The organism is Streptomyces sp. 2A115 (genome assembly GCF_052245575.1).
GTDB lineage: Bacteria > Actinomycetota > Actinomycetes > Streptomycetales > Streptomycetaceae > Streptomyces.
Genome location: NZ_JBQQCG010000003.1, coordinates 154,516 through 179,405, shown reverse-complemented (window position 1 = coordinate 179,405; position 24,890 = coordinate 154,516). Strand labels below are relative to the sequence as shown.

The window sequence follows — 24,890 nt, the reverse complement described above, 5'->3', positions numbered from 1 at the left end:
GTGCTGATGTATCGAGTCGATACATCAGCACGGCATAAAGACCGTCTCGGCAAGGCCGCGACAGAGAGGAGGCGACGATGAGCCGGCGTTCCGGGATCCTCGAGTTCGCCGTCCTCGGCCTGCTCCGCGAGTCCCCGATGCACGGCTATGAGCTGCGGAAACGACTCAACACATCACTGGGTGTGTTCCGTGCCTTCAGCTACGGGACGCTCTACCCCTGCCTCAAGACGCTGGTCGCCAACGGCTGGTTGATCGAGGAACCGGGGAACGCCCCTGAGGACGCTCTCGCAGCGCCACTCACAGGACGTCGCGCCAAGATCGTCTACCGGTTGACGGCGGAAGGTAAGGAACACTTCGAGGAGCTGCTCTCGCAGACCGGTCCCGACGCGTACGAGGACGAGCACTTCGCCGCTCGCTTCGCCTTCTTCGGGCAGACGTCCCGGGACGTACGGATGCGGGTCCTCGAAGGCCGTCGCAGCCGCCTCGAGGAGCGCCTGGAGAAGATGCGTGCCTCTCTGGCACGTACTCGGGAGCGCCTCGACGACTACACCCTTGAGCTCCAGCGCCACGGAATGGAGTCCGTGGAGCGCGAAGTGCGCTGGCTGAACGAGCTCATCGAAAGCGAGCGGGCCGGACGGGACCAGCAGCGTCCCGGATCCGACGGCTCCGCTCAGCAGGACAGCACATCTGGGGAGTCGGGCGGCCTGCCCCGGCCCGGGGACACTCCCGGGCCGGATCCGTCCGATGACACTGCCACGTGAAGTCCGCTCAGGGCTTCACCGAAACACACAGGGAGCAACCGGAATGGGTTCGGTTCGCGTAGCCATCGTCGGCGTGGGCAACTGCGCCGCCTCGCTGGTTCAGGGCGTCGAGTACTACAAGGACGCCGATCCGGCGTCCAAGGTGCCGGGTCTGATGCACGTCCAGTTCGGCGACTATCACGTGGGTGACGTCGAGTTCGTCGCCGCCTTCGACGTCGACGCGAAGAAGGTGGGTCTCGACCTCTCGGACGCCATCGGTGCCAGCGAGAACAACACCATCAAGATCTGCGATGTCCCGAACAAGGGCGTCCCGGTTCAGCGCGGTCACACGCTCGACGGTCTCGGCAAGTACTACCGCGAGACCATCGAGGAGTCCGACGAGGCCCCGGTCGACGTCGTCCAGATCCTCAAGGACAAGCAGGTCGACGTCCTCGTCTGCTACCTGCCCGTCGGCTCCGAGGACGCGGCGAAGTTCTACGCCCAGTGCGCCCTCGACGCCAAGGTCGCCTTCGTCAACGCTCTGCCGGTCTTCATCGCCGGTACCAAGGAGTGGGCGGACAAGTTCGTCGAGGCGGGCGTCCCGATCGTCGGCGACGACATCAAGTCGCAGGTCGGCGCCACCATCACGCACCGCGTGATGGCGAAGCTGTTCGAGGACCGCGGCGTCCGCCTCGAGCGCACCATGCAGCTGAACGTCGGCGGCAACATGGACTTCAAGAACATGCTGGAGCGCGACCGCCTCGAGTCCAAGAAGATCTCGAAGACGCAGTCCGTCACCTCGCAGATCCGCGACCGCGACATGGGCGCCGACAACGTCCACATCGGCCCGTCCGACTACGTCGCCTGGCTGGACGACCGCAAGTGGGCGTACGTCCGCCTCGAGGGCCGCGCCTTCGGTGACGTTCCGCTGAACCTGGAGTACAAGCTCGAGGTCTGGGATTCCCCCAACTCCGCGGGTGTCATCATCGACGCCCTGCGCGCCGCGAAGATCGCCAAGGACCGCGGCATCGGCGGCCCGATCCTCTCCGCGTCGAGCTACTTCATGAAGTCCCCGCCGGTCCAGTACTTCGACGACGAGGCCTACGACAACGTCGAGAAGTTCATCAAGGGCGAGGTCGAGCGCTAAGGCTGCTTGCGCTGAGGTCTGTTGAGGGTCCCCGGGTCGTAGGTCCGGGGACCCTCCCCGTGTGTGAGGCTGTGCCCCATGGCTGTCGTACGTGACCTGCGCGTACTCCTGCGCTTCCGGAACTTCCGGCGCCTTCTCGCCGTCAGGCTCCTGTCGCAGGGCGCCGACGGGGTCTATCAGGTCGCGCTCGCCACGTATGTCGTCTTCTCGCCGGAAAAACAGACATCGGCGGCCGCGATCGCCTCCGCGATGGCGGTACTGCTGCTCCCGTACTCCCTCGTCGGCCCCTTCGCGGGCGTCCTGCTGGACCGCTGGCGGCGCCGCCAGGTCTTTCTGTACGGCAACCTGCTGCGGGCTCTGCTGGCCTCTCTGACGGCCGTGCTGATGCTGAGCGGCGTGCCGGACTGGCTCTTCTACGCGTCAGCGCTGTGCGTCACCGCGGTCAACCGGTTCGTCCTGGCGGGCCTGTCCGCCGCGCTGCCCCGGGTGGTCGACTCCGAGCGGCTCGTGATGGCCAACTCCCTCTCGCCCACGGCCGGAACGCTCGCCGCGACGCTCGGCGGCGGTCTCGCCTTCGTCGTACGCCTCGTCGCCTCGGACTCCGATGCGGCGGTCGTCCTCGTCGGGGCGGCGCTGTACGTGTGCTCGGCCTTCGCGTCGCTGCGCCTGCCTCCGGAACTGCTCGGACCGGACAGGGAGTTGGTCCAGCCACACCTGAAGGCGGCACTGGTCGGCACGGCGCGCGGCCTGGCGGCCGGCGCACGCCACCTGTCCGAGCCACCGCGGCGGGAGGCCGCCTGGGCGCTGACCGCGATGACGCTGATGCGGTTCTGCTACGGCGCCCTGACGGTCATGGTGCTGATGCTCTGCCGGTACGCCTGGTCCTCCGGCCCGGACGACGACGGGCTTGCCCTCCTCGGCCTTGCCGTGGGGATTTCCGGAGCGGGCTTCTTCGCCGCGGCCGTGGTGACCCCCGCGGCGGCCGGCCGGTTGGGGCCAGGCGGCTGGATCGTCGCCTGCGCCGGATCCGCCGCGGTTCTGGAGCCCGCGCTCGGGCTGCCGTTCGCCGAGGTCTCCATACTGATCGCGGCCTTCATTCTGGGTCTGACCACCCAGGGCGCGAAGATCGCCACGGACACCGTCGTCCAGTCGTCCGTCGACGACGGCTTCCGCGGCCGAATCTTCGCCGTTTACGACGTGCTGTTCAATGTCGCCTTCGTCGGCGCCGCGGCAGTGGCCGCCCTGATGCTGCCTCCTGACGGCCGCTCAGTCCCGCTGGTGGTCACGGTCGCCGTTATCTACGCGGCAGTAGCTGTGCTTATGGCCCGCTTTGAACGGCAGTAAGTGTCACATCAATGCCACAGAGTCACTTCGGGCTACAGAATTGCCCGTGGTGGCCGGTACCTTACGTGCGTCTTATTTCGCGCCACGCGCTCCTACGTTCGAGGGGGACCCCCAAGTGACCACTCCGCCGCCCCAGGGCCAAAACCCGTACGCTCAGGGCGAGCCGCCCCAGGGGCAGAACCCGTACGGGCAGCCCCCGAGTGGGAATCCGTACGGCCAGCCACAGGCCGGGAACCCCCAGCAGTCTCCGTACTTCAATCAAGGAGCTCCGGTTCCGCCTCCGGCAGCTCCGGCGCGTGGGGGCTTCAAGAAGTACCTGCGGTTCATAATCCCTGTGGCTGTCCTGTCCATCGCTGCCGGCACATATTTCTTCGGCGGCGACGACGCCACAAAGCTCAAAGCGGGCGACTGCCTGCGGAACACGGGCTCCGCCTCCGACGCCACGGTCGAGAAGCTCGACTGCGGCGACTCCAAGGCCACCCACAAGGTTCTGGAGAAGAAGGACGGCTCCAGCCTGTCGCAGCTTGCTTGCCAATCCGTCGAGGGGGCAACCGCTGCCCTCTCGTGGAAGGAAGGCTCCGACTCCTTCGTGCTCTGCCTGGCGGACAACAAGTAGGACCTGATGCGAAGCCTAGGGGCGGTGTTTCACGTGAAACACCGCCCCTAGGCGTGTCCAGCTCTGTGGGGAGCGGGGTCATGTTTCACGTGAAACATGACCCCGCTCTTCACCCTCAGCCCTGCTCGGTCCACCACTCCTTGAGCGCCGCCACCGCCGCGTCGTACTCCATCGGCCCGTTCTCCAGGCGCAGCTCCAGCAGGAACTTGTAGGCCTGGCCGATGGCCGGGCCGGGCCCCACGCCCAGGACCTCCATGATCTGGTTGCCGTCGAGGTCTGGTCGGATCGCGTCCAGCTCTTCCTGCTCCTGGAGCTGGGCAATGCGATCCTCAAGGCCGTCGTAGGCACGGGAGAGCGCGGCGGCCTTGCGCTTGTTGCGGGTCGTGCAGTCGGAGCGGGTCAGCTTGTGAAGACGGTCTAGGAGCGGGCCGGCGTCACGGACGTAACGGCGGACCGCGGAGTCCGTCCACTCCCCGGTGCCGTAGCCGTGGAAGCGCAGGTGCAGCTCGACCAGCCGCGAGACGTCCTTCACCAGGTCGTTCGAGTACTTGAGCGCGGCCATCCGCTTCTTGGTCATCTTGGCACCCACCACTTCGTGGTGGTGGAAGGAGACCCGCCCGTCATTCTCGAAGCGACGCGTCCGCGGCTTGCCGATGTCGTGCAGCAGCGCGGCGAGGCGGAGGGTGAGGTCGGGACCGTCTTCCTCCAGGGCCATCGCCTGCTCCAGCACGATCAGGCTGTGGTCGTAGACGTCCTTGTGCCGGTGGTGCTCATCCCGCTCCAGACGCAGCGCGGGCAGTTCGGGCAGCACACGTTCGGCGAGACCGGTGTCGACGAGCAGCGTCAGCCCCTTGCGGGGGTGCGCGGAGAGGATCAGCTTGTTCAGCTCGTCGCGCACCCGCTCGGCGGAGACGATTTCGATGCGCTCGGACATGCCCTTCATCGCCGCGACAACGTCCGGCGCCACCTCGAAGTCGAGCTGCGCGGCGAAGCGCGCGGCGCGCATCATCCGCAGCGGGTCGTCGGAGAAGGACTCCTCGGGAGTGCCCGGAGTACGCAGAGCCCGGGCGGCGAGGTCGTCGAGCCCGCCGTGCGGATCGATGAACTCCTTCTCGGGGAGCGCCACAGCCATCGCGTTCACCGTGAAGTCGCGCCGCACCAGGTCTTCCTCGATGGAGTCGCCGTACGACACCTCGGGCTTGCGCGACGCCCGGTCGTAGGCCTCCGACCGGTACGTCGTCACCTCAATCTGAAAGCGTTGATCGACATCGCCGACGCGGGCATCCTTCTGCGCCCCGACCGTACCGAAGGCGATTCCGACCTCCCACAAGGCGTCCGCCCAGGGCCGCACGATCTTCAGTACGTCGTCGGGGCGGGCGTCCGTGGTGAAGTCCAGGTCATTGCCGAGCCGGCCGAGGAGGGCGTCCCGGACCGAGCCGCCGACCAGGGCGAGGGAGAACCCGGCCTCCTTGAAACGGCGGGCGAGATCATCGGCGACGGGGGACACCCGCAGCAGTTCGCTCACCGCGCGGCTCTGCACCTGACTCAGTGCACTGGGATTGTCTTCGTTGGCGTTCGGCACAACAGAAAAGGGTACGTGGCCCGGACGACCGCGGGCGCCTCCATTAAACGTGCACAGACGTCTGCGCCGATCCGTACGGGGACGCCACCCTTGATACGTATACATAGCAGGACAGTCCGCCCTCTTCGCCCGATCTTGTGAGGCGGACCGCGGCACTTACCCTCAGCGCGCATCGTTACCATGCGTGGACGCACATTCCGACGACCACTGACGACGACGAGGGACGGGCGAGCGCGTGGCCGAGGCGGCAGACTTCCAGGGGACGAGTCCCTCACCTGCCCGCCGGTGGCTCCGGCGCACCGGAGCACTGCTCGCCGGGGCGCCTTTGCTGGCCGGCATTCTCCAGCTGCCCGCGTCGACGTCCGCGTACGCCGACGTACGTACGGAGGCGGCCGAGGCCACGGGGTCCAACACGGTCGACGTCTCCCTGAACTCGCTCGCCCCCAGCGTCCCCTCCGACGGGGACACGCTCACCGTCTCCGGCAGGATCGTCAACAAGGGCAAGCAGTCGGTCACGGACGCGCATGTCGGCCTGCGGGTGGGCCCGACGATGAACGGCCGCTCGGCGATCGACGACGCCGCGCAGAACAACCCCTACGCGGGCACGGAAGCCGACGACAAATACGAGGAGAAGGTCTCCAAGCTGGCACCGGGCGTCGCGCAGACCTTCAGCATCTCCGTCCCCGTCGACAAGCTGGCCCTCGGCTCCGACGGCGTCTACCAGCTCGGTGTCACGCTTTCCGGCCGGACCACCGCCGCGCCGTACGAGCAAATCCTCGGCATCGAGCGGACGTTCCTGCCGTGGCAGCCCGACGCCGCGGACACGAAGTCCAGGACAACATTCCTCTGGCCGCTCATCTCCACCTCCCACATGACGGCCGAGACGGGTTCGAACGAGCAGCAGACCCCCGTCTTCAAGGACGACGACCTGGCCACTGAGATCTCCCCCGGCGGCCGCCTGCAGCAGCTGCTGACGCTCGGCAAGAAACTCGACGTCACCTGGGTGATCGACCCGGACCTGCTGGCTTCCGTCGACGCGATGACGCGCGGCTATCGGGTCCAGGTGAACGGCTCCAGCACGACCACCACGGCGGGCACGCATCAGTCGGTGGCCAAGCAGTGGCTCGCCGAGTTGGAGAAGGCGGTCGAAGGTCAGGAAGTCGTCGCCCTGCCCTTCGCCGACCCGGACCTGGCGTCGCTGGCTCACAACGGAAAGAGCGTCACCGGGTCACTGAGCCATCTCAAGGACGCCACCACTGTGGCCTCGATCACGGTCGAGTCGATCCTCCACGTAACTCCCAGCACGGACTACGCCTGGCCCGCGAACGGCGCGATCGACCCGTCGATCGTCAAGGTCGCCACCTCCGCCGGCGCGCACACCGTGATTTCCCGCAGCGACAGCCTGAAGGAGACAGGCGGCCTGCTGTACACGCCTTCCGCGGCCCGACCGATCGGCGGCGGCACCACCGCGGTGGTCGCGGACGCCCGCTTGTCGACGGCGTTCCAGGGCGACATGACGATGGCCGGCAACTCAACGCTCGCCGTGCAGAAGTTCCTCGCGCAGAGCCTGATGATCACGCTTCAGGATCCGGGCAAGCAGCGGAGCGTCGTTGTCGCACCCCAGCGCATGCCGACCGCCAGTCAGGCCCAGACAATGGCGCAGGCGCTGACGGGGCTCGAAGGCGGGAACTGGTCGCAGTCGGCGGACCTGTCCACGGCCACGAAGGCCAAGCCGGACCCAGGCGCCACCACACAGGTCCCGTCGGTGTCCGCGTACCCCTCCTCTTTGCTTAAGCAGGAGCTGCCGAAGTGGGCCTTCGTGCAGCTCGAGGGCACGCAGACGAAGCTCGACAGCTTCCAGGTGATCCTCGCGGACAAGTCCCGCGTGGTCACTCCCTTCGGGCGAGCCCTGGACCGGGCGATGTCCACGTCCTGGCGCGGCCGTACCACCGACGCTACGGCGTACCGCGACGGTGTGAACACGTATCTCGTCGGGCTCACCGAGAGCGTCAGACTGATCGACAAGTCCGACGCGAAGCTGTCGGGCCGCAGCGCCACGATCCCCGTCACCGTGCAGAACAACCTCGTCCAGGGCGTCGATCATCTGGTACTGCGTCTGACCTCAAAGCAGCCGAGCCGCCTGAGCATCGGTGACGGCGTCTACGACGAGCAGCCGGTCGCGGTCTCCGGAGGGCACAGCCAGTCGGTGAAGTTCACCACCAACGCCCACGTCAACGGCCAGACGGGGGTGGAGGCCCAGCTCTTCACGGAGGACGGCCAGGCGTACGGCCCCAAGATCGACTTCGACGTGAAGGTCACCGAGATCACCGCCACGGTCATGCTGGTCATCGCCGGTGGTGTCCTGCTGCTCGTGCTCGCCGGATTCCGGATGTACACGCAGCGCAAACGAGCGGCGGCCCGCCAGGCCGATCAGGAATCGGAGAGCATCCACGAGGGCGACGAAGCCGACGACGCTCCAGCCGAGGCGTCCGACGCCGAGGCGAGGGCAGCCGACCCGGAGCACCCGAGTGACCCTTCACCGGACATCGCACCGGAAATCACCGACCCGTCCGGCACGGGTGAGAGAGTGGACCGTTGAGCAAGGTCGTGGCCGGTGGGCCCGGGGACGATGAGGTGGGGTAACCATGAACGCGCCGTACGACGGTGACCGCGGTGAGGGCACGGGGAGTTCCGGCTACCCCGACGGCCCGCCGCAGGGCCCGCCGGAACCGGGCGAGGTTCCTCCGCAGCCCCCCGCCGACGTGTACTTCCAGGACGCCTACGCCCAGGATCCCTACCGGGCGCAGGACCTCTCCGCCCAGGACCCCGTCGCCGAGGCGCTCTACGACCGTGCCGCGCATCCCCCGCCGCCGCCCGGCACGTATCAGCCGCAGCCGCCGCTCTACGCCCAGCCGCCGCAGTCCCCGTACGCCCCCGATCCACGTGTGTGGGCGCAGACCCCGGCGCCCGAGCCCGACGGCCCCACGCAGTACCTCCCGTACGGCGACGACGCCCGTACAACCCAATTCGTCGGCGTCGACGACCTGGTGACCCAGGCCGGCGAGGAGCGGCACGAGCCAGACGCTTTCGCGTATCTCTTCCGGGACCAGCAGCAGAGCGGCGCACAGTCGCCGTTGGAGCCCCCGTCCGTGCCAGGGCCAGCACACGCACCACCCGCGGGACACGGTCCGGCATCAGAGCCCCAGCCCTCGGAGCCGGCATCCGAGCCCCCCGCGCACGCGGCGAAGAAGGGCGGGCGCGCGTCGGGCCTGCTGAAGTCGAGCGCCGTAATGGCGGCCGGCACGATGGTGTCCCGTCTCACCGGCTTCATCCGCTCGGCGCTGATCGTCGCGGCACTGGGCACCAACTTCCTGGGCGACACCTTCCAGGTCGCGTACCAGCTGCCTACGATGATCTACATCCTGACCGTTGGCGGCGGCCTCAACTCAGTCTTCGTACCGCAGCTGGTGCGTGCCATGAAGGATGACGACGACGGCGGCGAGGCCTACGCCAACCGCCTGCTGACCCTCGTCATGGTGGCGCTCGGTGTGCTCACCGCGCTCGCGATGTTCGCAGCGCCGCTCCTGGTCAGCGCGCTGTCGGTGCCGGTCGCCAATGACCCCGCGGCCAACGACGTCGCCATCACCTTCACCCGCTACTTCCTGCCCTCGATCTTCTTCATGGGCATCCACGTGGTGATGGGGCAGATCCTCAACGCCCGCGGCAAGTTCGGGGCGATGATGTGGACCCCGGTCCTCAACAACATCGTCATCATCGTGACGCTCGGTCTGTTCCTCTGGGTGTACGGCACCTCGGCGAACTCCGGGATGGTCGTCGAGAACATCCCGCCGGAAGGCCAGCGCCTGCTCGGCATCGGCGTGCTGCTTGGCCTTGTCGTGCAGGCCCTCGCGATGATCCCGTACCTGCGCGAGACCGGGTTCCGGCTGCGGCTGCGTTTCGACTGGAAGGGCCACGGTCTCGGCAAGGCCGCAATGCTCGCCAAGTGGACGATCCTGTTCGTCCTCGCCAACCAGGCGGGCGCTCTCCTCGTCATCCAGCTGGCCACTTCGGCGGTCGCGGACACGGATATCCCCGGCACCGGCTTCAGCGCCTACGCCAACGCCCAACTCATCTGGGGCCTCCCGCAGGCCATCATCACCGTCTCGCTGATGGCCGCCCTGCTGCCGCGGCTCTCGCGCTCGGCCCACGAGGGCGACAGTGGTGCGGTCCGGGACGACATCTCCCAGGGGCTGCGGACGACCGCTGTCGCGATCGTGCCCATCTCCTTCGGCCTGGTCGCGCTCGGCATCCCGATGTGCACGCTGATCTTCGGCTCTTCCGGCACCGGCGCGGCCACGAACATGGGCTACATGCTGATGGCCTTCGGCCTCGGCTTGATCCCGTACTCCGTGCAGTACGTCGTGCTGCGCGCCTTCTACGCGTACGAGGACACCCGGACCCCGTTCTACAACACGGTCATCGTGGCCGCCGTCAACGCCGGGGCCTCAGCACTCTGCTTCCTCCTGCTTCCCCCGCGCTGGGCCGTGGCCGGCATGGCCGCCTCGTATGGCCTCGCCTACGCGATCGGCGTGGGCGTCGCGTGGAACCGGCTGCGCAAGCGGCTGGGCGGCGACCTCGACGGCGCCCGCGTCCTGCGCACGTACGCTCGGCTCGGTATCGCGTCGGTGCCGGCCGCGCTGCTCAGCGGTGCGGCCGTCTACGGAATCGGCCACACACTGGGACAGGGGGTCGGCGGCTCGTTCGCCGCCCTGCTCGGCGGTGGCGTCGTACTACTCGGTGTCTTCTTCGTCGCGGCGCGGCGGATGCGCATCGAGGAGCTGAACGGAATGGTCGGCATGGTCCGGGGGCGCCTCGGGCGCTGAGGCGGGGTACGCGCACAACCATCGTCCGCAACCGCGTGTCGTGCATAGGGGCGGACTGTGGGCACAATTGGCTTTGGCGTTGGAGAGCGCGCAACGGATGGGGAGGCAGGAACGACGGTGGCGGAACGGAGCACAGCTGCCGTCGACGTGGCAGACAACAGCGGTGACGAGCCGCTGACCGCTAAGGCGGACCAGTCCACGGCCGACGGGGTGGCCCAGAACCTGGAGCGGGACACGGAGAGCTCGGAGAGCGAAGAGGAACAGGGGAGCGTGGGGGACGAGAGCCCCGACAAGACCTCACCGCCCGAGCTGCACAGCGGTCACAAGCTCGCCAGACGCTACCGGCTGGAGGAGTGCGTCACCCGTCTGGACGGTTTCAGCAGTTGGCGTGCGGTGGACGAGAAGCTCCGCCGCGCGGTCGGCGTGCATCTACTGCCCGCCGACCATCCGCGAGCGCGCTCCGTCCTGGCGGCGGCCCGCTCCTCCGCCCTGCTGGGCGATCCCCGCTTCGTCCAGGTCCTGGACGCGGTCGAGGAGAACGACCTCGTCTATGTGGTGCACGAGTGGCTGCCGGACGCCACGGAGTTGACGGCGCTCCTGGCCTCCAACCCGCTGGAAGTGCACGAGGCGTACCAGATGGTCAGCCAGGTCTCCCAGGCGATGGCCGCCGCGCATCGCGAGGGGCTGGCACATCTGAAGCTGACCCCCGGTGCCGTGCTGCGCACCTCGTCCGGCCAGTGGCGCATCCGCGGGCTCGCCGTGAACGCCGCCCTGCGCGGGATCAGCTCGGACACCCCGCAGCGCACCGACACGGAGGCGATCGGCGCGCTCCTGTACGCCGCGCTCACTCAGCGATGGCCGTACGAGAACAACGCGTACGGCCTCTCCGGTTTGCCCAAGGGTGTCGGTCTCATCGCCCCCGACCAGGTGCGGGCAGGTGTGCACCGCGGCCTGTCGGAGCTCGCGATGCGTGCGCTCGTCAACGACGGCGCGACCGCGTCCCGCCAAGAGCCTCCGTGCACGACGCCGGAGGAGCTGGTGAAGGCAGTCGGCGAGATGCCCCGCATCCGTCCGCCGGAGCCCGCTTTCACAGCGCCGCCGGAGTACCAGCGCACCACGTACCAGCAGGGCAGCTACGGCCGCCCGGCCCCTCACCAAGGCACCACCCAGCCGGTGTCGGCCCCGCCGCCCCCGCTGCAGAGCCGCACCGGCAAGGCCCTCAAGTGGGCCGTGTCCGCGCTCCTGATCGCCGCACTGGGCCTGGGCAGCTGGCAGCTGGCGGACGCCCTCATGGAGCGGGGGAAGTCCGACGACACGGGCAACACACGGACGACGGACGACAACGACAAGAACGGCGACAAGGCCAAGCCGGTCAAGCCGATCACCGTCGAGGGTGCCCAGGAGTACGTCGCGAAGGGCGGCGCTCAAGCTCCAGAGGACGTGGACAAGACGTACGACGGCGACAGCTCGACGTACTGGCGAAGCAAGAGCTTCGTGGACGGTCCAAAGCTGGAGCCCTCCTACAAGCCTGGCGTCGGCATCGTCTACGACCTCGGCTCGAAGCAGGAGATCTCTGCCGCATCGATAGGACTCCGGTTCAGCGGTGACCACACGACGATCACGCTGTACGCGACGGACTCGATGAGCTCCTCGACGTCGCTGAGCTCCATGCAGAAGATCGGCACCCTGACAACGAGCGGCAGCACCGCGAAGGTGAAGGTCGACAAGAACGTGAAGACCCAATACGTGCTGGTGTGGTTCACTGCCCTGCCGTATGCGCCCGGCGACCAGTTCAGCGACGCCGGCTACAAGCAGGCCATCACCGACGTGAAGTTCACAGGCTGAGCACTCACCTAGGGGGGAGGGGGTCCGATGGCGGACGACGCCGGATACAGCGAAGTAAGCGATCAGGACCTCCTTGCCCGTCACGTGGAGGGCGACCCCGATGCCTTCGGAGAGCTCGTACGGCGTCATCGTGACCGGCTGTGGGCGGTGGCGCTGCGGACCCTGGGCGACCGCGAGGAGGCCGCTGACGCCGTCCAGGACGCTCTCGTCTCCGCCTACCGGGCCGCCCACACCTTCCGCGGCCAGTCGGCCGTCACGACGTGGCTGCACCGGATCACCGTGAACGCCTGCCTGGACCGCGCCCGCAAGGCGGCCTCCAGGAAGACCTCCCTAGTGGACGACACGGAACGACTCGAGCAGCTCCTGGAGCCGCACGAGTCGGCCTCGGCTCCGGCGGAGCGCAATGATCTGCACCGCGAACTGCTGCAGGCGCTGAACACTCTGCCCGCCGACCAGCGGGCGGCCCTCGTCCTGGTGGACATGCAGGGCTACCCGGTCGCGGAGGCCGCCAGCCTGCTCGACGTGCCGACCGGCACGGTCAAGAGCCGCTGCGCGCGTGGCAGAGCCAGACTTCTCCCGCTCCTCAAACACCTGCGTACGGACAGCGGGAGAGACAGAGACAGCAAGAAGTCGGGTGAGGGACGGAACCGCACGCAGGGGGCATCCGTCCCACCCGCAGCGGGAGCACACGATGGACCGAGCGATTCAGCTGCTGTGAAGGGCGGAGGTGGGCGAGCGTGACATCCACGACTGACACGGCCGGGCACCCGGAAGTCACGGAGATCTCCGACCTCACCGAAGGTCTGCTCCCGCCCTCCCGTACCGCGGATGTGCGCCAGCACCTGGACGGCTGCGCGCTCTGTGCCGACGTGTACGACTCGCTGGAGGAGATCCGCGGCATGCTCGGCACGCTGCCGGGCCCGCCGCGCATGCCCGCCGATGTCGCAGGACGCATCGATGCCGCCCTCGCCGCGGAGGCCCTGCTGAACGCCACGGCGCCCGACGCCGAGGCCTCGCACAGTGCCACGGACCTCCCGGCGCCCGCCAACGCCTCCCGTTCGATGTCCGACGAGGACGACGGCAGGCATGTTTCACGTGAAACGTCAGCTGCGGCGAACCGTCCCGCAGGCCGGCCTCGCGCCGCCACCGGCCCCGGTCGTACGAACCGCCCGCGTCGTGGACGCCGCGGGACCGTCATCCTGGGCGCCATGTTCACAGCTGCCGCACTGGGACTCGGCGGCCTGCTCCTCCAGTCGCTGGGCAGCGATACCTCGGGCAACGGTTCCTCGGCGGTATCCCCGCAACAGAGCGACTCCGCCAACACGTTCGCCGAGGAGAAGCTCGAGGGCCAGGTCGCGAATCTCCTCAAGGGCGAGAAGAAGAACGGCGGTCCCCGAACCACGAAGCCCTACGGCACCGAGTCCGCTGAAGAGCCGAGCATCCTTGACGCAGTCTCGGTACCCGACTGCATCAAGCAGGGCATCGGCCGTGACCAAGCCCCCCTCGCTGCCAAGGAAGGTTCCTACGAAGGCAAGGAGGCGTATCTCGTGGTCATGCCCGATGCCTCCGACACCACACGGGTCGCGGCCTATGTCGTCGACTCCGCCTGTGTGGGCAAGTCTTCACCACCCGTCGGCAAGGTCCTCCTGCAGCACTCCTACCCGCGGAGTTGAGCGAGTTCGGCTCCGCCGAGGCCCCCCTGAAACCGCCACTCCGCGATCCGTGGCTTCCTCGTGCGGTGACGCAATTGAGTGTGCCCGGACACAGTGGGAATGCGCGCCCCTTAGGATCCGTTGGGTGGGGTGAGAGTTCTGAGAGAGGCTCCCACCGGTAGTACGAAGCAGTCTCCAGAGACGAGGAATCAAGCCGTGAGCGACGTCCGTAACGTGATCATCATCGGATCAGGGCCTGCCGGCTACACGGCGGCGCTCTACACCGCGCGCGCGTCGCTCAAACCGCTGGTGTTCGAAGGTGCCGTCACCGCAGGCGGCGCGCTGATGACCACCACCGAGGTGGAGAACTTCCCCGGCTTCCAGGACGGCATCATGGGCCCCGAGCTCATGGACAACATGCGTGCGCAGGCCGAGCGCTTCGGTGCCGAGCTCGTTCCGGACGACGTCGTCGCGGTCGACCTCAGCGGCGAGATCAAGACCGTCACGGACACTGCGGGCACGGTGCACCAGGCGAAGGCCGTCATCGTCACCACGGGCTCCCAGCACCGCAAGCTGGGTCTGCCCAACGAGGACGCTCTCTCTGGCCGCGGCGTCTCCTGGTGCGCGACCTGTGACGGCTTCTTCTTCAAGGACCAGGACATCGCTGTGATCGGCGGCGGTGACACCGCGATGGAGGAGGCCACCTTCCTCTCCCGCTTCGCCAAGTCCGTGACGATCGTGCACCGCCGTGACACCCTGCGCGCCTCCAAGGCGATGCAGGAGCGCGCCTTCGCCGACCCGAAGATCAAGTTCGTCTGGGACAGCGAGGTCGCCGAGATCCAGGGCGACCAGAAGCTCTCCGGCCTGAAGCTGCGCAACCTGAAGACCGGCGAGATGTCCGAGCTGCCGGTCACCGGCCTGTTCATCGCAATCGGCCACGACCCCCGCACCGAGCTCTTCAAGGGTCAGCTCGACCTGGACGAGGAGGGCTACCTCCAGGTCGAGGCGCCCTCGACCCGGACGAACCTGACGGGTGTCTTCGGCGCCGGAGATGTCGTCGACCACACCTACCGCCAGGCGATCACCGCGGCCGGCACCGGCTGCTCCGCCGCTCTCGACGCCGAGCGCTACCTCTCCGCCATCGCGGACAGCGAGGCAGCGGCGGAGCCCGAGAAGACCACTGTCTGACCCCCATCCGCCCCACCGCACCAACCAGTTAAGGAGCCCGCCGTGGCCGGCACCCTGAAGCACGTGACCGACGATTCCTTCGAGCAGGACGTCCTCAAGAGCGATAAGCCTGTCCTGGTGGACTTCTGGGCCGCCTGGTGCGGTCCGTGCCGCCAGATCGCTCCGTCCCTCGAGGCGATCGCCGCCGAGTACGGCGACAAGATCGAGGTCGTCAAGCTCAACATCGACGAGAACCCGGGTACGGCCGCCAAGTACGGCGTCATGTCCATCCCGACCCTGAACGTCTACCAGGGTGGCGAGGTCGCCAAGACCATCGTCGGTGCGAAGCCGAAGGCCGCGATCGTGCGAGACCTCGAGGACTTCATCACCGAGTAGTTCGAGAAGCCGTCGCATACGTGCGGCGATGTTTCACGTGAAACACGGATGGGCCAACCCGGATGGGTTGGCCCATCCGCATGTGCGGCCGATGCGAGGGGCCTCAAGAACAAGCCTGAGCGGGCGCCTGCACCCGGGCGCGCTCTTACAGAGGACGCAGTGCCGGCTCCTTCTGTACCGCTCCCAACAGCCGGTCGAGGGCCAGCTCCACGTCTTCCTTCCAAGAGAGCGTCGTCCGCAGCTCCAGCCGCAGGCGCGGGTACGTCGGGTGAGGCCTGACCGTCTTGAAGCCGACCGCCAGAAGATGATCGGCGGGCAGGACGCACGCCGGCTCCTTCCACCGGGCGTCCCCGAAGGCCTCGATCGCCTTGAAACCGCGCCGCAGCAGATCCTTGGCAACCGTCTGGACCATCACACGTCCGAGCCCCTGCCCTTGAAAGCCCGGCAGAATAAAGGCCGTCATCAGCTGGACCGCGTCAGGGGAGACCGGACTCGTGGGAAACGCCGTCGCGCGCGGCACGTATGCGGGAGGCGCGTACAGCACGAAACCCACCGGCACGTCGTCCACGTACACCACCCGGCCGCAGGATCCCCACTCCAACAGGACGGCGGAGATCCACGCCTCCTTCTCCAGCTCGGGTGTGCCTGCCTTTACCGCGGCCTGACCGCTGACTGGGTCCAACTCCCAGAAGACGCACGCGCGACAGCGCTTGGGAAGGTCCTGAAGGTTGTCCAGCGTGAGCGGTACGAGCCGACGCCCCATGAAGGCAGTTCCTCGCTTCCTTCGCCCGCTGCGTCGCGGGCGGCTGTCAGAGCGCTCCGTTCCCTGAGCAGGCTGCCGACGAACCCGCCGACCGCGCCGAGCCCCAGACCCGCGCTCACCAGTCCGGTGCGGCTCACCGTTCGCATGGCCCCCGCCTCCCCACAGAAGGTGCTGCCAGGTGAATGCGCCATACCCGAACGCATCGTATCCACGATGCGATTCCATCGATACCGTCAGAAAGCAAAGAGCGAGCCGTGTTCCGGTACACACCGGACACGGCCCGCTCTGTTGATCGGACGATCCGAATCGCCCAGCCGCCGAGACTCAGGCTTCCGTCTCCTCGGAGTCGTCGTCCAGGAGGCTCTTCTGCAGAACCGGCCCCTCGCCCGGAGCAAGACTGCCGAGGATCCGCTCAAGGTCATCCATCGAGGCGAACTCGACGGTGATCTTGCCCTTCTTCTGGCCGAGGTCGACCTTCACCCGGGTCTCGAAGCGGTCCGATAGACGGCTCGCGAGATCGCTCAGCGCCGGGGATAGCCGAGTGCCGGCCCGCGGCCCCTTGGAACGCGGGGACGACTGCGGCCGCGAGCCCATGAGGGTGACGATCTCCTCGACGGCCCGCACCGAGAGCCCCTCGGCCACGATCCGGTGGGCCAGCCGGTCCTGCTCCTCCGAGTCCGCCACGGACAGCAGGGCCCGCGCGTGCCCTGCGGAGAGCACCCCGGCGGCGACGCGGCGCTGGACCGACGGCGAGAGCTTCAGCAGTCGCAGGGTGTTGGAGACCTGTGGGCGCGACCGGCCGATCCGGTCCGCCAGCTGATCGTGGGTGCAGTTGAAATCCCGGAGCAGCTGGTCGTAGGCGGCCGCCTCTTCCAGCGGATTCAGCTGAGCTCGGTGCAGGTTCTCCAGAAGCGCGTCCAGGAGAAGCTTCTCGTCCTCCGTGGCCCGCACAATCGCCGGAATGGCCTCGAGCCCCGCCTCACGGCAGGCACGCCAGCGCCGCTCGCCCATGATGAGCTCGTAGCGCGCCGGGCCCAACTCCCGTACGACGACCGGCTGGAGAAGCCCGACTTCCTTGATGGAAGTAACGAGTTCCGCAAGAGCATCCTCGTCGAACACTTCACGGGGCTGGCGCGGGTTGGGGGTGATGGAGTCGAGGGGCAGCTCGGCGAAGTAAGCGCCGGCGGGTGCTGTCGGCGCCTCCGCAAAGCCATTCGTCGACGGCTCCTCGGTTTCATGTGAAACATGAGGCGGCGGAAGAGTGGCCACCTTGGCTGCCGCCACCCCACGCTCTGCGGTGAGCACGGGCACGGCCGCCGATGACGTGGACGCTCCGCCCACCGCCGGTGGCGCCGCCTTCTCCCCTGTCGGTGCAGCAGGGATCAGTGCGCCGAGACCACGGCCCAACCCCCTCCGTCGCTCACTCACTGGATCCCCTCCACCATGCTCTGTTCGTTGTGTGCGCCCATGTGGGCATGCTGCGCGTCGTAGGCCAGACCGACGCCGCGCAACGCGATTTCCCGTGCCGCCTCAAGGTAAGAGAGAGCGCCGCTCGAACCCGGATCGTACGTCAGCACCGTCTGCCCGTAGCTCGGGGCTTCCGAGATACGGACCGAGCGGGGAATGCTCGTCCGCAGCACCTCGTCACCGAAGTGGTTGCGCACCTCGTCGGCGACCTGAGACGCGAGGCGAGTCCGGCCGTCGTACATAGTGAGCAGGATCGTCGACACATGCAGATCCGGGTTGAGGTGCCCCCGCACCAGATCGACATTGCGCAGCAACTGGCCCAGGCCCTCGAGCGCGTAGTACTCGCACTGAATCGGGATCAGCACCTCCGCACCGGCGACGAGCGCGTTGACTGTCAGCAGACCCAACGAGGGCGGGCAGTCGATGAGGATGTAGTCCAGCGGCTGCTCGTACGCCTGGATCGCTCGCTCCAGTCGGCTCTCCCGAGCCACCAGGGATACCAACTCGATCTCCGCACCGGCGAGATCGATCGTGGCAGGCGCACAGAAGAGACCCTCGACATCAGGGACTGGCTGGACGACCTCGGAGAGCGGCTTGCTGTCGATCAGCACGTCGTAGATGGAAGGAACTTCGGCGTGGTGATCGATGCCCAGTGCTGTGGAGGCATTGCCCTGAGGATCGAGATCGACCACCAGGACCCGGCCGCCATGCAGAGCGAGCGAGGCGGCAAGGTTGACCGTCGTGGTGGTCTTCCCCACCCCGCCCTTCTGGTTGGCGACCACCATGACACGGGTCTGCTCGGGCCGTGGCAGTCCCTCGCCGGCGCGGCCCAGAGCCTCCACCGCCAATTGGGCAGCACGACCGATGGGAGTGTCGTCCATCGGGGGCGGTGTTTCACGTGAAACATCCTCCCCCATCGATTCGGTACGGGGACCGGGGACCGGATCGGTCATCGGTCCCGCGATGTTGGCGTCGGACCGCAAGGATTCACTCTCCTCGACTTCAGGCTCGCAATGAACAGAGCCTCCCATGTCTTCGGGGTCGTGAACCAGCGAGGCCCTTGCTTCTGTGGAGAAATCCCCCTCTGTGGACAACTCCGCTCCCTCTCCGGGGGATGTGCTGTCGCCAGGAGGGGGTCTTTTTCCGAAAGATCCGAAGGATCCGAGGGGGTTACGGTCGCGGGGTTCGGCCTCAGCCCGGCCGCGACCGATGATGCCATGCAACAGTGAGCGACGTTTCACGTGAAACACGATGCACAGCGGCTTCGACCGTGACCGCGCGACACTCCGGCATGCGTAGGTTTGGCAGCTTGTCTGGAGTACGTCTCGTCGTCAGGACGGTTCAGTGAACGAGCCTCCGACCCGACACCAAGCATCCCGATCGCTCGTCATCCGAGGCGACCGTCAGCGACGCCGCCGGGCTCGCCCCGTCCGTGCCGCCTTCGCCCGCTTGGCGGCGAAGCGCACACCACCCGGACTCTCGCCGACCTCAACCCGCACCACAGTGGCGAGCGGCTCCACCACGCCCTCACCGACGTGGAGCACGGAGGTCTCCACGGCGCCGAGCTTGCTCAGTGCGGCCCCCGCGCCCTTGACCTCCTCCTCCGCGGTGTCGCCCTTGAGTAGAAGCATTTCCCCGTACGGGCGCAGCAGCGGAACGCCCCACGCCGCGAGGCGGTCCAGCGGTGCCACGGCCCGTGCCGTCACCACGTGGACCGGAGTCAGCGTGCCCAGGACCTCCTCGGCACGCCCACGCACGACGGTGACATGGTCGAGGCCGAGCAGTTCGACCACCTCGGTGAGGAAGTTCGTGCGCCGCAGCAGTGGCTCAAGCAGCGTGATCTTCAGGTCCGGGCGGACGAGGGCCAGCGGAATGCCGGGCAGCCCGGCACCGGAACCGACGTCGCACACGGTCACACCCTCGGGAACCACCTCCGAGAGCACCGCGCAGTTCAGCATGTGTCGCTCCCACAGGCGGGGCACTTCACGAGGGCCGATCAGACCCCGCTGTACCCCCGCGTCCGCCAGCAGCTCCGCGTAGCGAACCGCGTCTGTGAAGCGATCGCCGAATACTGCCCGGGCTTGCTCGGGCGCAGGGGGAAGCTCCGCTGCCTCCGTCACGGGGAACCGTCCTTCCGTACCGCATAAGCGCACTGCGCGCTGACTACCAGGACTAGGAACTGCGGGGACTATCAGGCTGACAAAGTTCGGCCCCGCCTGCGAACACAGACGGGGCCGGGACAACGACGTGCTGGATCAGGCGGGGAGCACGACGACGAAGCGCTCGGGCTCCTCGCCCTCGGACTCGCTGCGCAGGCCCGCGGCCTTGACCGCGTCGTGCACGACCTTGCGCTCGAAGGGGGTCATCGGCTTCATGCGCACCGGCTCGCCAGAACTCTTGACCTCCGCCGCGGCCTTCGCACCCAGCTCGGAAAGCTCCTCACGCTTCTTCGCCCGGTAGCCCGCGATGTCCAGCATCAGCCGACTGCGGTCCCCGGTCTCCCGGTGCACAGCCAGCCGCGTGAGCTCCTGGAGCGCCTCCAGCACCTCACCGTCACGGCCGACCAGCTTGTACAGATCACGGCCGCCGGTGTCGCTGATGATCGAGACAGCCGCACGATCGGCCTCGACATCCATGTCGATGTCGCCGTCGAGGTCGGCGATGTCCAGCAGACCCTCGAGGTAGTCCGCCGCGATCTCACCCTCCTGCTCCAGGCGGGTCAGGGTGTCGCCCTCGCTGGCGGCGGAGGTAGTGCCTTCCGTCACGGGATGGACTCCTTCTTACTTCTTGGACGGGGACTTGGGCCGCTGTGGGCCCTTGCGCTGTCCGGACTGGGCCTTGCTGCGGGTGCCACCGGACGCGGACTTGCCGCCCGCCGGCTTGGGCCCGGGCTTGGCATCCTGCGGTTCGTCGGACTTGGTGAGGGAGGTCTTCGGCTCGGAGTCGCCCGCCGACTTGGCGGCACCCTGGGCACCGCCCGACTGACGCCGGGACTTGCTCTGCCGCTTGGGCTGCTGACGCTTGGGAGCGCCGCCCGTCGCCGTCGGCGTGCCGTCCTCGGTCTCGACGGTCGCGCTCTCACTCTTCACCACGGTGCCGTCGGACTGGGCCGCCAGGCCCGCCTTGGTAAGGCTGTTGATGAACTTGCGCTCGAACTCGTTGCGGTCGCGGCCCTTGGCGACGATCGCCTTGACGATGGCCTTCTCACCACGGCTGCGGGTCTTGCCGTGGTTGAGGACATGCTTCTGCAGGCGCTCCAGGTACGAGGCCTGGGCCTTGCTGCCCGGAGTCGGGTTGTTGTGGATGACGTACATCTGCTGACCCATGGTCCACACGTTGGTGGTCAGCCAGTAGACGAGGACACCGACCGGGAAGTTGATGCCGAAGACGGCGAACATGATGGGGAAGACGTACATCAGCATCTTCTGCTGCTGCATGAACGGCGTCTTCACCGTCGTGTCGACGTTCTTCGTCATCAGCTGGCGCTGCGTGTAGAACTGCGACGCCGACATCAGGACGATCATGATCGCGGTGATGACCCGGACGTCGGTCAGCGAAGCACCGAGCGCTTCGACCTTGTTCGCGCTGTCCGTGAACTTGGCGGCCAGCGGAGCACCAAAGATATGCGCCTTCTGCGCGCTCTCCAGCAGATCTTTGTTGATCACGCCGATGGTGTCGTTCGACGCGATGCTGTTGAGCACGTGGTACAGGGCGAAGAAGAACGGGGACTGCGCCAGGATGGGAAGGCACGAGGAGAGCGGGTTGGTGCCCGTCTCCTTGTACAGCTTCATCATCTCTTCGGACTGACGCTGCTTGTCGTTCTTGTAGCGCTCCTGGATCTTCTTCATCTCGGGTTGCAGCGTCTGCATCGCCCGAGTCGCCTTGATCTGCTTCACGAAGAGCGGGATCAGGCAGATACGGATCAGGATCACCAGGGACACGATGGACAGGCCCCACGCCCAGCCGGTGTCATCGCCGAAGAGGGCGCCGTACACCGAGTGGAACTGGACGATGACCCAGGAAACGGGTGTCGTGATGAAGCTGAAAATACTGGCAATCGTGTCCACTAATCAGGCTCCTTGAGCATGGGACGGGGTCTCGGCGGCCGGGCTCGAAGGGTGGTCGGACATACCATGCCTCTCGATGGCCGGTTCGGCGGCGGAGTTCCCGCCCTTGCGTGCGCGCCAGGTATTGCGCAGCATTTCGTGCCACCGCGGACGCTTGCGCGGCGGGACATGGTCCACACCGCCCAGCGACCACGGATTGCACCGCAGGATGCGCCAGGCGGTCAGCGCCGTCCCTTTGATCGCACCGTGGCGGTCGATGGCCTGGTACCCGTAGTGCGAACACGACGGGTAGTACTTGCACACCGGCCCGAGCAACGGGCTGATGGTCCACTGGTACAGCTTGATGAAAGCCAGCAGTGGGTACTTCATCGCGCGCCCCCTCCCAGTAGCCGCTCCAGGGCGGCATCCAGGTCTCGGGCCAGCTCTGCATGGTCGGCGTCGCCCGCAGCGGGCAGCGCTCGTACGACTACCAGGCTACCGGGGGGCAGCAGGGCCACTCGGTCGCGCATCAGATGACGAAGCCTGCGCTTCACCTTGTTGCGTACGACGGCTCCGCCCACGGCTTTGCTGACAACGAAACCCGCACGCGTCGAGGGAGCGCTCTCCCCAGGCGCGTGCGGGTCCGTTGCACCGCTACGTAGGTGGACGACAAGAAGCGGGCGTCCGGCCCGGCGTCCTCGGCGTACCGCGGTCGCGAAGTCCTCGCGCCGCCTCAGCCGATTCTCGGTAGGCAGCACGTCATGACCTGTTAAGTGATCAGGCGGACAGGCTGGCGCGACCCTTGCCACGACGGTTCGCGAGAATCGCGCGACCGGCACGGGTGCGCATCCGCAGGCGGAAGCCGTGGGTCTTGGCGCGACGACGGTTGTTCGGCTGGAAGGTGCGCTTGCTCACTCGGGGGCTCCAGAAAGTATCGGTAGTGGCGGGGTGCCGCCTTGGCTGTCACCGTGCGCCCACGAGTAGCTCGTATTAACGCCCGAGTGCACCGCTTCCCGATCACTCGACGTGACCTGTGCCCATCGGAGGCAGGCGGCAGCAGCCATCGACAACTCGACCTGGTCACGGTACGCGCGGCTACGCCATCCGGTCAAACCGGCTCCGCCCAGGAGACACTATCCACAGGCTGGGGACAACAACTTGAACCGCATGGGTCGCCCTGACTACCGTGGCTGGACTTCGGTTCGTTCCCTTCTCCCTGCTCCATCTGATTCGTTCCGCCCGCCCAAGCTGAGTTCCAACCCAATCCGTCCCAAGAACCACACGTTCGTGGGACCCGTGAGAGAGCGTGCCCTGTGGCTGACGTACCTGCCGATCTTGCCGCAGTGTGGCCACGAGTATTGGAGCAACTTCTCGGTGAAGGCCGCGGGCAGGGAGTCGAGGCGAAGGACGAGCACTGGATCAAGCGCTGCCAGCCGCTGGCTCTGGTGGCGGACACCGCACTCCTCGCTGTTCCGAACGAGTTTGCGAAGGGCGTCCTCGAGGGACGCCTGGCGCCGATCGTGAGCGAAACGCTGACCCGCGAGTGCGGCCGCCCGATCCGTATCGCGATCACCGTCGACGACTCCGTCGGCGAGCCCCCTGCCCCGCCGGCGCCGCCCGCCCAGTCCCAGCCGCGCTACGAGGACACGGAGCACCCTCCGCAGAGCCGCGACGAATACCGGGGGTACGGCCGCCACCGTGCCGACGACCGCCCGCACGATCACCAGGGTCACCCCGACCAGCAGCCGCCCGCCCGCGGTGACCAGCTCCCGACCGCCCGCCCCGCGTACCCCGACTACCAGCGCCCCGACCCCGGCGCCTGGCCGCGGCCCTCGCAGGACGACTACGGCTGGCAGCAGCAGCGGCTCGGCTTCCCGGACCGGGACCCATACGCGTCGCCCTCCCAGGACTACCGGCCGCAGCCGCCGGCGCGCTCGCCCTACGAGCGGCAGCGGCCCGACTACGACCAGCCGCGCTCCGACTACGACCAGCGCCCGGACCGCCGCGAGCGGCCCGAGCCGCCGTCCGGCTCGGGCCACGTACACCGCGGCGGACCCGTCGGCTCCTCACTGCCCGCCTCCAGCGGCGCGCCGGGACCGCTGGCCGCGCAGCCGGCGCCAGCGACGGGCCCTGGCGAGCCCACTGCGCGCCTGAATCCGAAGTACCTCTTCGACACCTTTGTCATCGGCGCCTCGAACCGCTTCGCGCACGCGGCCGCGGTCGCCGTCGCCGAGGCGCCCGCGAAGGCATACAACCCCCTCTTCATCTACGGGGAGTCCGGACTCGGCAAGACCCACTTGCTGCACGCGATCGGGCACTACGCCCGCAGCCTCTACCCGGGCACGCGCGTGCGGTATGTGAGCTCCGAGGAGTTCACCAACGAGTTCATCAACTCCATCCGCGACGGCAAGGGCGACAGCTTCCGCAAGCGGTACCGCGAGATGGACATCCTTCTGGTCGACGACATCCAGTTCCTGGCGGACAAGGAGTCGACGCAGGAGGAGTTCTTCCACACCTTCAACACACTCCACAACGCGAACAAGCAGATCGTGCTGTCCTCGGACCGGCCGCCCAAGCAGCTGGTGACCCTGGAGGACCGACTGCGGAACCGTTTCGAGTGGGGCCTGATCACCGACGTCCAGCCGCCCGAGCTGGAGACCCGAATCGCCATCCTCCGTAAAAAGGCGGTACAGGAGCAGCTCAACGCCCCGCCGGAGGTCCTGGAGTTCATCGCGTCCCGGATCTCGCGCAACATCCGCGAGCTGGAGGGCGCGCTGATCCGGGTGACGGCGTTCGCGTCGCTCAACCGGCAGCCCGTGGACCTCGGTCTGACGGAGATCGTCCTCAAGGACCTCATCCCGGGCGGCGAGGACTCGGCCCCCGAGATCACCGCGACCGCGATCATGGCGGCCACGGCCGACTACTTCGGGCTGACGGTGGACGACCTGTGCGGCTCCTCGCGCAGCCGCGTGCTGGTGACGGCACGCCAGATCGCCATGTACCTCTGCCGCGAGCTCACCGACCTCTCGCTACCGAAGATCGGCGCCCAGTTCGGCGGCCGCGACCACACGACCGTCATGCACGCCGATCGCAAGATCCGCGCGCTGATGGCCGAGCGGCGCTCGATCTACAACCAGGTCACCGAGCTCACGAACCGCATCAAGAACGGCTGACAGCCACGGCGGTACGTCGCTGAAGGCGCCCCGGGACGCGTTCCCGAGGGCGCCTTTCGTCGTCTCCGG

The 24,890-nt window shown here is 67.6% G+C and carries 22 protein-coding genes; 12 read left to right on the top strand and 10 right to left on the bottom strand.

Annotation, left to right across the window (positions count from 1 at the left end; genetic code table 11):
- Positions 1 to 77 precede the first annotated feature (77 nt).
- The 4 genes from ACTWQR_RS03935 to ACTWQR_RS03920 all read left to right on the top strand — a co-directional run bounded on the left by ACTWQR_RS03935 (position 78) and on the right by ACTWQR_RS03920 (position 3,847).
- Entirely contained in the window at positions 78 to 761 is a 684-nt protein-coding gene (locus ACTWQR_RS03935; protein ID WP_443225446.1) for a helix-turn-helix transcriptional regulator, read from the top strand.
- A 43-nt stretch (positions 762 to 804) separates the two neighbouring features.
- On the top strand, positions 805 to 1,887 hold the full coding sequence (locus ACTWQR_RS03930; RefSeq protein WP_443225445.1) for an inositol-3-phosphate synthase: 1,083 nt from the start codon (positions 805 to 807) through the stop codon (positions 1,885 to 1,887).
- Between the two features lie 78 nt (positions 1,888 to 1,965).
- A complete protein-coding gene (locus tag ACTWQR_RS03925) occupies positions 1,966 to 3,231 on the top strand; it encodes an MFS transporter (RefSeq protein ID WP_443225444.1) in 1,266 nt (421 codons plus the stop codon).
- 334 nt (positions 3,232 to 3,565) lie between these two features.
- Complete coding sequence (locus tag ACTWQR_RS03920) at positions 3,566 to 3,847, top strand: LppU/SCO3897 family protein (protein WP_443225443.1); 282 nt, start codon at positions 3,566 to 3,568, stop codon at positions 3,845 to 3,847.
- Between the two features lie 115 nt (positions 3,848 to 3,962).
- Here ACTWQR_RS03920 and ACTWQR_RS03915 read toward each other — a convergent pair whose 3' ends face one another.
- The gene (locus tag ACTWQR_RS03915) at positions 3,963 to 5,429 is read right to left on the bottom strand and encodes a CCA tRNA nucleotidyltransferase (protein WP_443225442.1); all 1,467 of its coding nucleotides are present in this window, start codon (positions 5,427 to 5,429) and stop codon (positions 3,963 to 3,965) included.
- Between the two features lie 235 nt (positions 5,430 to 5,664).
- Between ACTWQR_RS03915 and ACTWQR_RS03910 the strand changes: the two genes are divergently transcribed.
- The 7 genes from ACTWQR_RS03910 to trxA all read left to right on the top strand — a co-directional run bounded on the left by ACTWQR_RS03910 (position 5,665) and on the right by trxA (position 15,372).
- Complete coding sequence (locus ACTWQR_RS03910; protein ID WP_443225441.1) at positions 5,665 to 8,028, top strand: DUF6049 family protein; 2,364 nt, start codon at positions 5,665 to 5,667, stop codon at positions 8,026 to 8,028.
- Between the two features lie 46 nt (positions 8,029 to 8,074).
- A complete protein-coding gene (murJ, locus tag ACTWQR_RS03905) occupies positions 8,075 to 10,312 on the top strand; it encodes a murein biosynthesis integral membrane protein MurJ (RefSeq protein WP_443225440.1) in 2,238 nt (745 codons plus the stop codon).
- 117 nt (positions 10,313 to 10,429) lie between these two features.
- Entirely contained in the window at positions 10,430 to 12,157 is a 1,728-nt protein-coding gene (locus ACTWQR_RS03900) for a serine/threonine protein kinase (protein ID WP_443225439.1), read from the top strand.
- Between the two features lie 27 nt (positions 12,158 to 12,184).
- On the top strand, positions 12,185 to 12,898 hold the full coding sequence (gene sigM / locus ACTWQR_RS03895) for an RNA polymerase sigma factor SigM (RefSeq protein WP_443225438.1): 714 nt from the start codon (positions 12,185 to 12,187) through the stop codon (positions 12,896 to 12,898).
- Positions 12,895 to 13,830, top strand: coding sequence for an anti-sigma factor family protein (locus tag ACTWQR_RS03890; RefSeq protein WP_443225437.1), 936 nt, complete (start codon positions 12,895 to 12,897; stop codon positions 13,828 to 13,830). The genes sigM and ACTWQR_RS03890 overlap by 4 nt, the downstream gene beginning before the upstream one ends.
- Positions 13,831 to 14,025: 195 nt before the next feature.
- A complete protein-coding gene (gene trxB, locus ACTWQR_RS03885) occupies positions 14,026 to 14,997 on the top strand; it encodes a thioredoxin-disulfide reductase (protein ID WP_443225436.1) in 972 nt (323 codons plus the stop codon).
- Positions 14,998 to 15,039: 42 nt separating this feature from the next.
- Positions 15,040 to 15,372, top strand: a complete 333-nt coding sequence (gene trxA, locus ACTWQR_RS03880; protein ID WP_033321301.1) for a thioredoxin — start codon at positions 15,040 to 15,042, stop codon at positions 15,370 to 15,372.
- 145 nt (positions 15,373 to 15,517) lie between these two features.
- Here trxA and ACTWQR_RS03875 read toward each other — a convergent pair whose 3' ends face one another.
- The 9 genes from ACTWQR_RS03875 to rpmH form a co-directional block, all read right to left on the bottom strand.
- Positions 15,518 to 16,135: a GNAT family N-acetyltransferase gene (locus tag ACTWQR_RS03875; protein WP_443225435.1), complete on the bottom strand. Its 618-nt coding sequence runs from the start codon at positions 16,133 to 16,135 to the stop codon at positions 15,518 to 15,520.
- A gap of 324 nt (positions 16,136 to 16,459) precedes the next feature.
- Positions 16,460 to 17,563 (bottom strand): ParB/RepB/Spo0J family partition protein, encoded by a 1,104-nt coding sequence (locus tag ACTWQR_RS03870; RefSeq protein ID WP_443225434.1) that lies wholly within the window; start codon positions 17,561 to 17,563, stop codon positions 16,460 to 16,462.
- Positions 17,560 to 18,633, bottom strand: coding sequence for a ParA family protein (locus ACTWQR_RS03865; RefSeq protein ID WP_443225574.1), 1,074 nt, complete (start codon positions 18,631 to 18,633; stop codon positions 17,560 to 17,562). Before ACTWQR_RS03865 ends, ACTWQR_RS03870 begins: the two co-directional genes overlap by 4 nt.
- Positions 18,634 to 19,005: 372 nt before the next feature.
- Positions 19,006 to 19,722, bottom strand: coding sequence for a 16S rRNA (guanine(527)-N(7))-methyltransferase RsmG (gene rsmG, locus ACTWQR_RS03860; protein WP_443225433.1), 717 nt, complete (start codon positions 19,720 to 19,722; stop codon positions 19,006 to 19,008).
- A 135-nt stretch (positions 19,723 to 19,857) separates the two neighbouring features.
- Positions 19,858 to 20,367: a Jag family protein gene (locus ACTWQR_RS03855; RefSeq protein ID WP_443225432.1), complete on the bottom strand. Its 510-nt coding sequence runs from the start codon at positions 20,365 to 20,367 to the stop codon at positions 19,858 to 19,860.
- 15 nt (positions 20,368 to 20,382) lie between these two features.
- The gene (yidC, locus tag ACTWQR_RS03850) at positions 20,383 to 21,669 is read right to left on the bottom strand and encodes a membrane protein insertase YidC (protein WP_443225431.1); all 1,287 of its coding nucleotides are present in this window, start codon (positions 21,667 to 21,669) and stop codon (positions 20,383 to 20,385) included.
- A 3-nt stretch (positions 21,670 to 21,672) separates the two neighbouring features.
- Positions 21,673 to 22,038, bottom strand: a complete 366-nt coding sequence (yidD, locus tag ACTWQR_RS03845) for a membrane protein insertion efficiency factor YidD (protein WP_443225430.1) — start codon at positions 22,036 to 22,038, stop codon at positions 21,673 to 21,675.
- Positions 22,035 to 22,406, bottom strand: a complete 372-nt coding sequence (rnpA, locus tag ACTWQR_RS03840; RefSeq protein WP_443225429.1) for a ribonuclease P protein component — start codon at positions 22,404 to 22,406, stop codon at positions 22,035 to 22,037. Before rnpA ends, yidD begins: the two co-directional genes overlap by 4 nt.
- Positions 22,407 to 22,425: 19 nt before the next feature.
- Entirely contained in the window at positions 22,426 to 22,563 is a 138-nt protein-coding gene (gene rpmH / locus ACTWQR_RS03835; protein WP_006381191.1) for a 50S ribosomal protein L34, read from the bottom strand.
- A gap of 398 nt (positions 22,564 to 22,961) precedes the next feature.
- Between rpmH and dnaA the strand changes: the two genes are divergently transcribed.
- Positions 22,962 to 24,821 (top strand): chromosomal replication initiator protein DnaA, encoded by a 1,860-nt coding sequence (dnaA, locus tag ACTWQR_RS03830; protein WP_443225428.1) that lies wholly within the window; start codon positions 22,962 to 22,964, stop codon positions 24,819 to 24,821.
- The last annotated feature ends 69 nt before the right edge of the window (positions 24,822 to 24,890 follow it).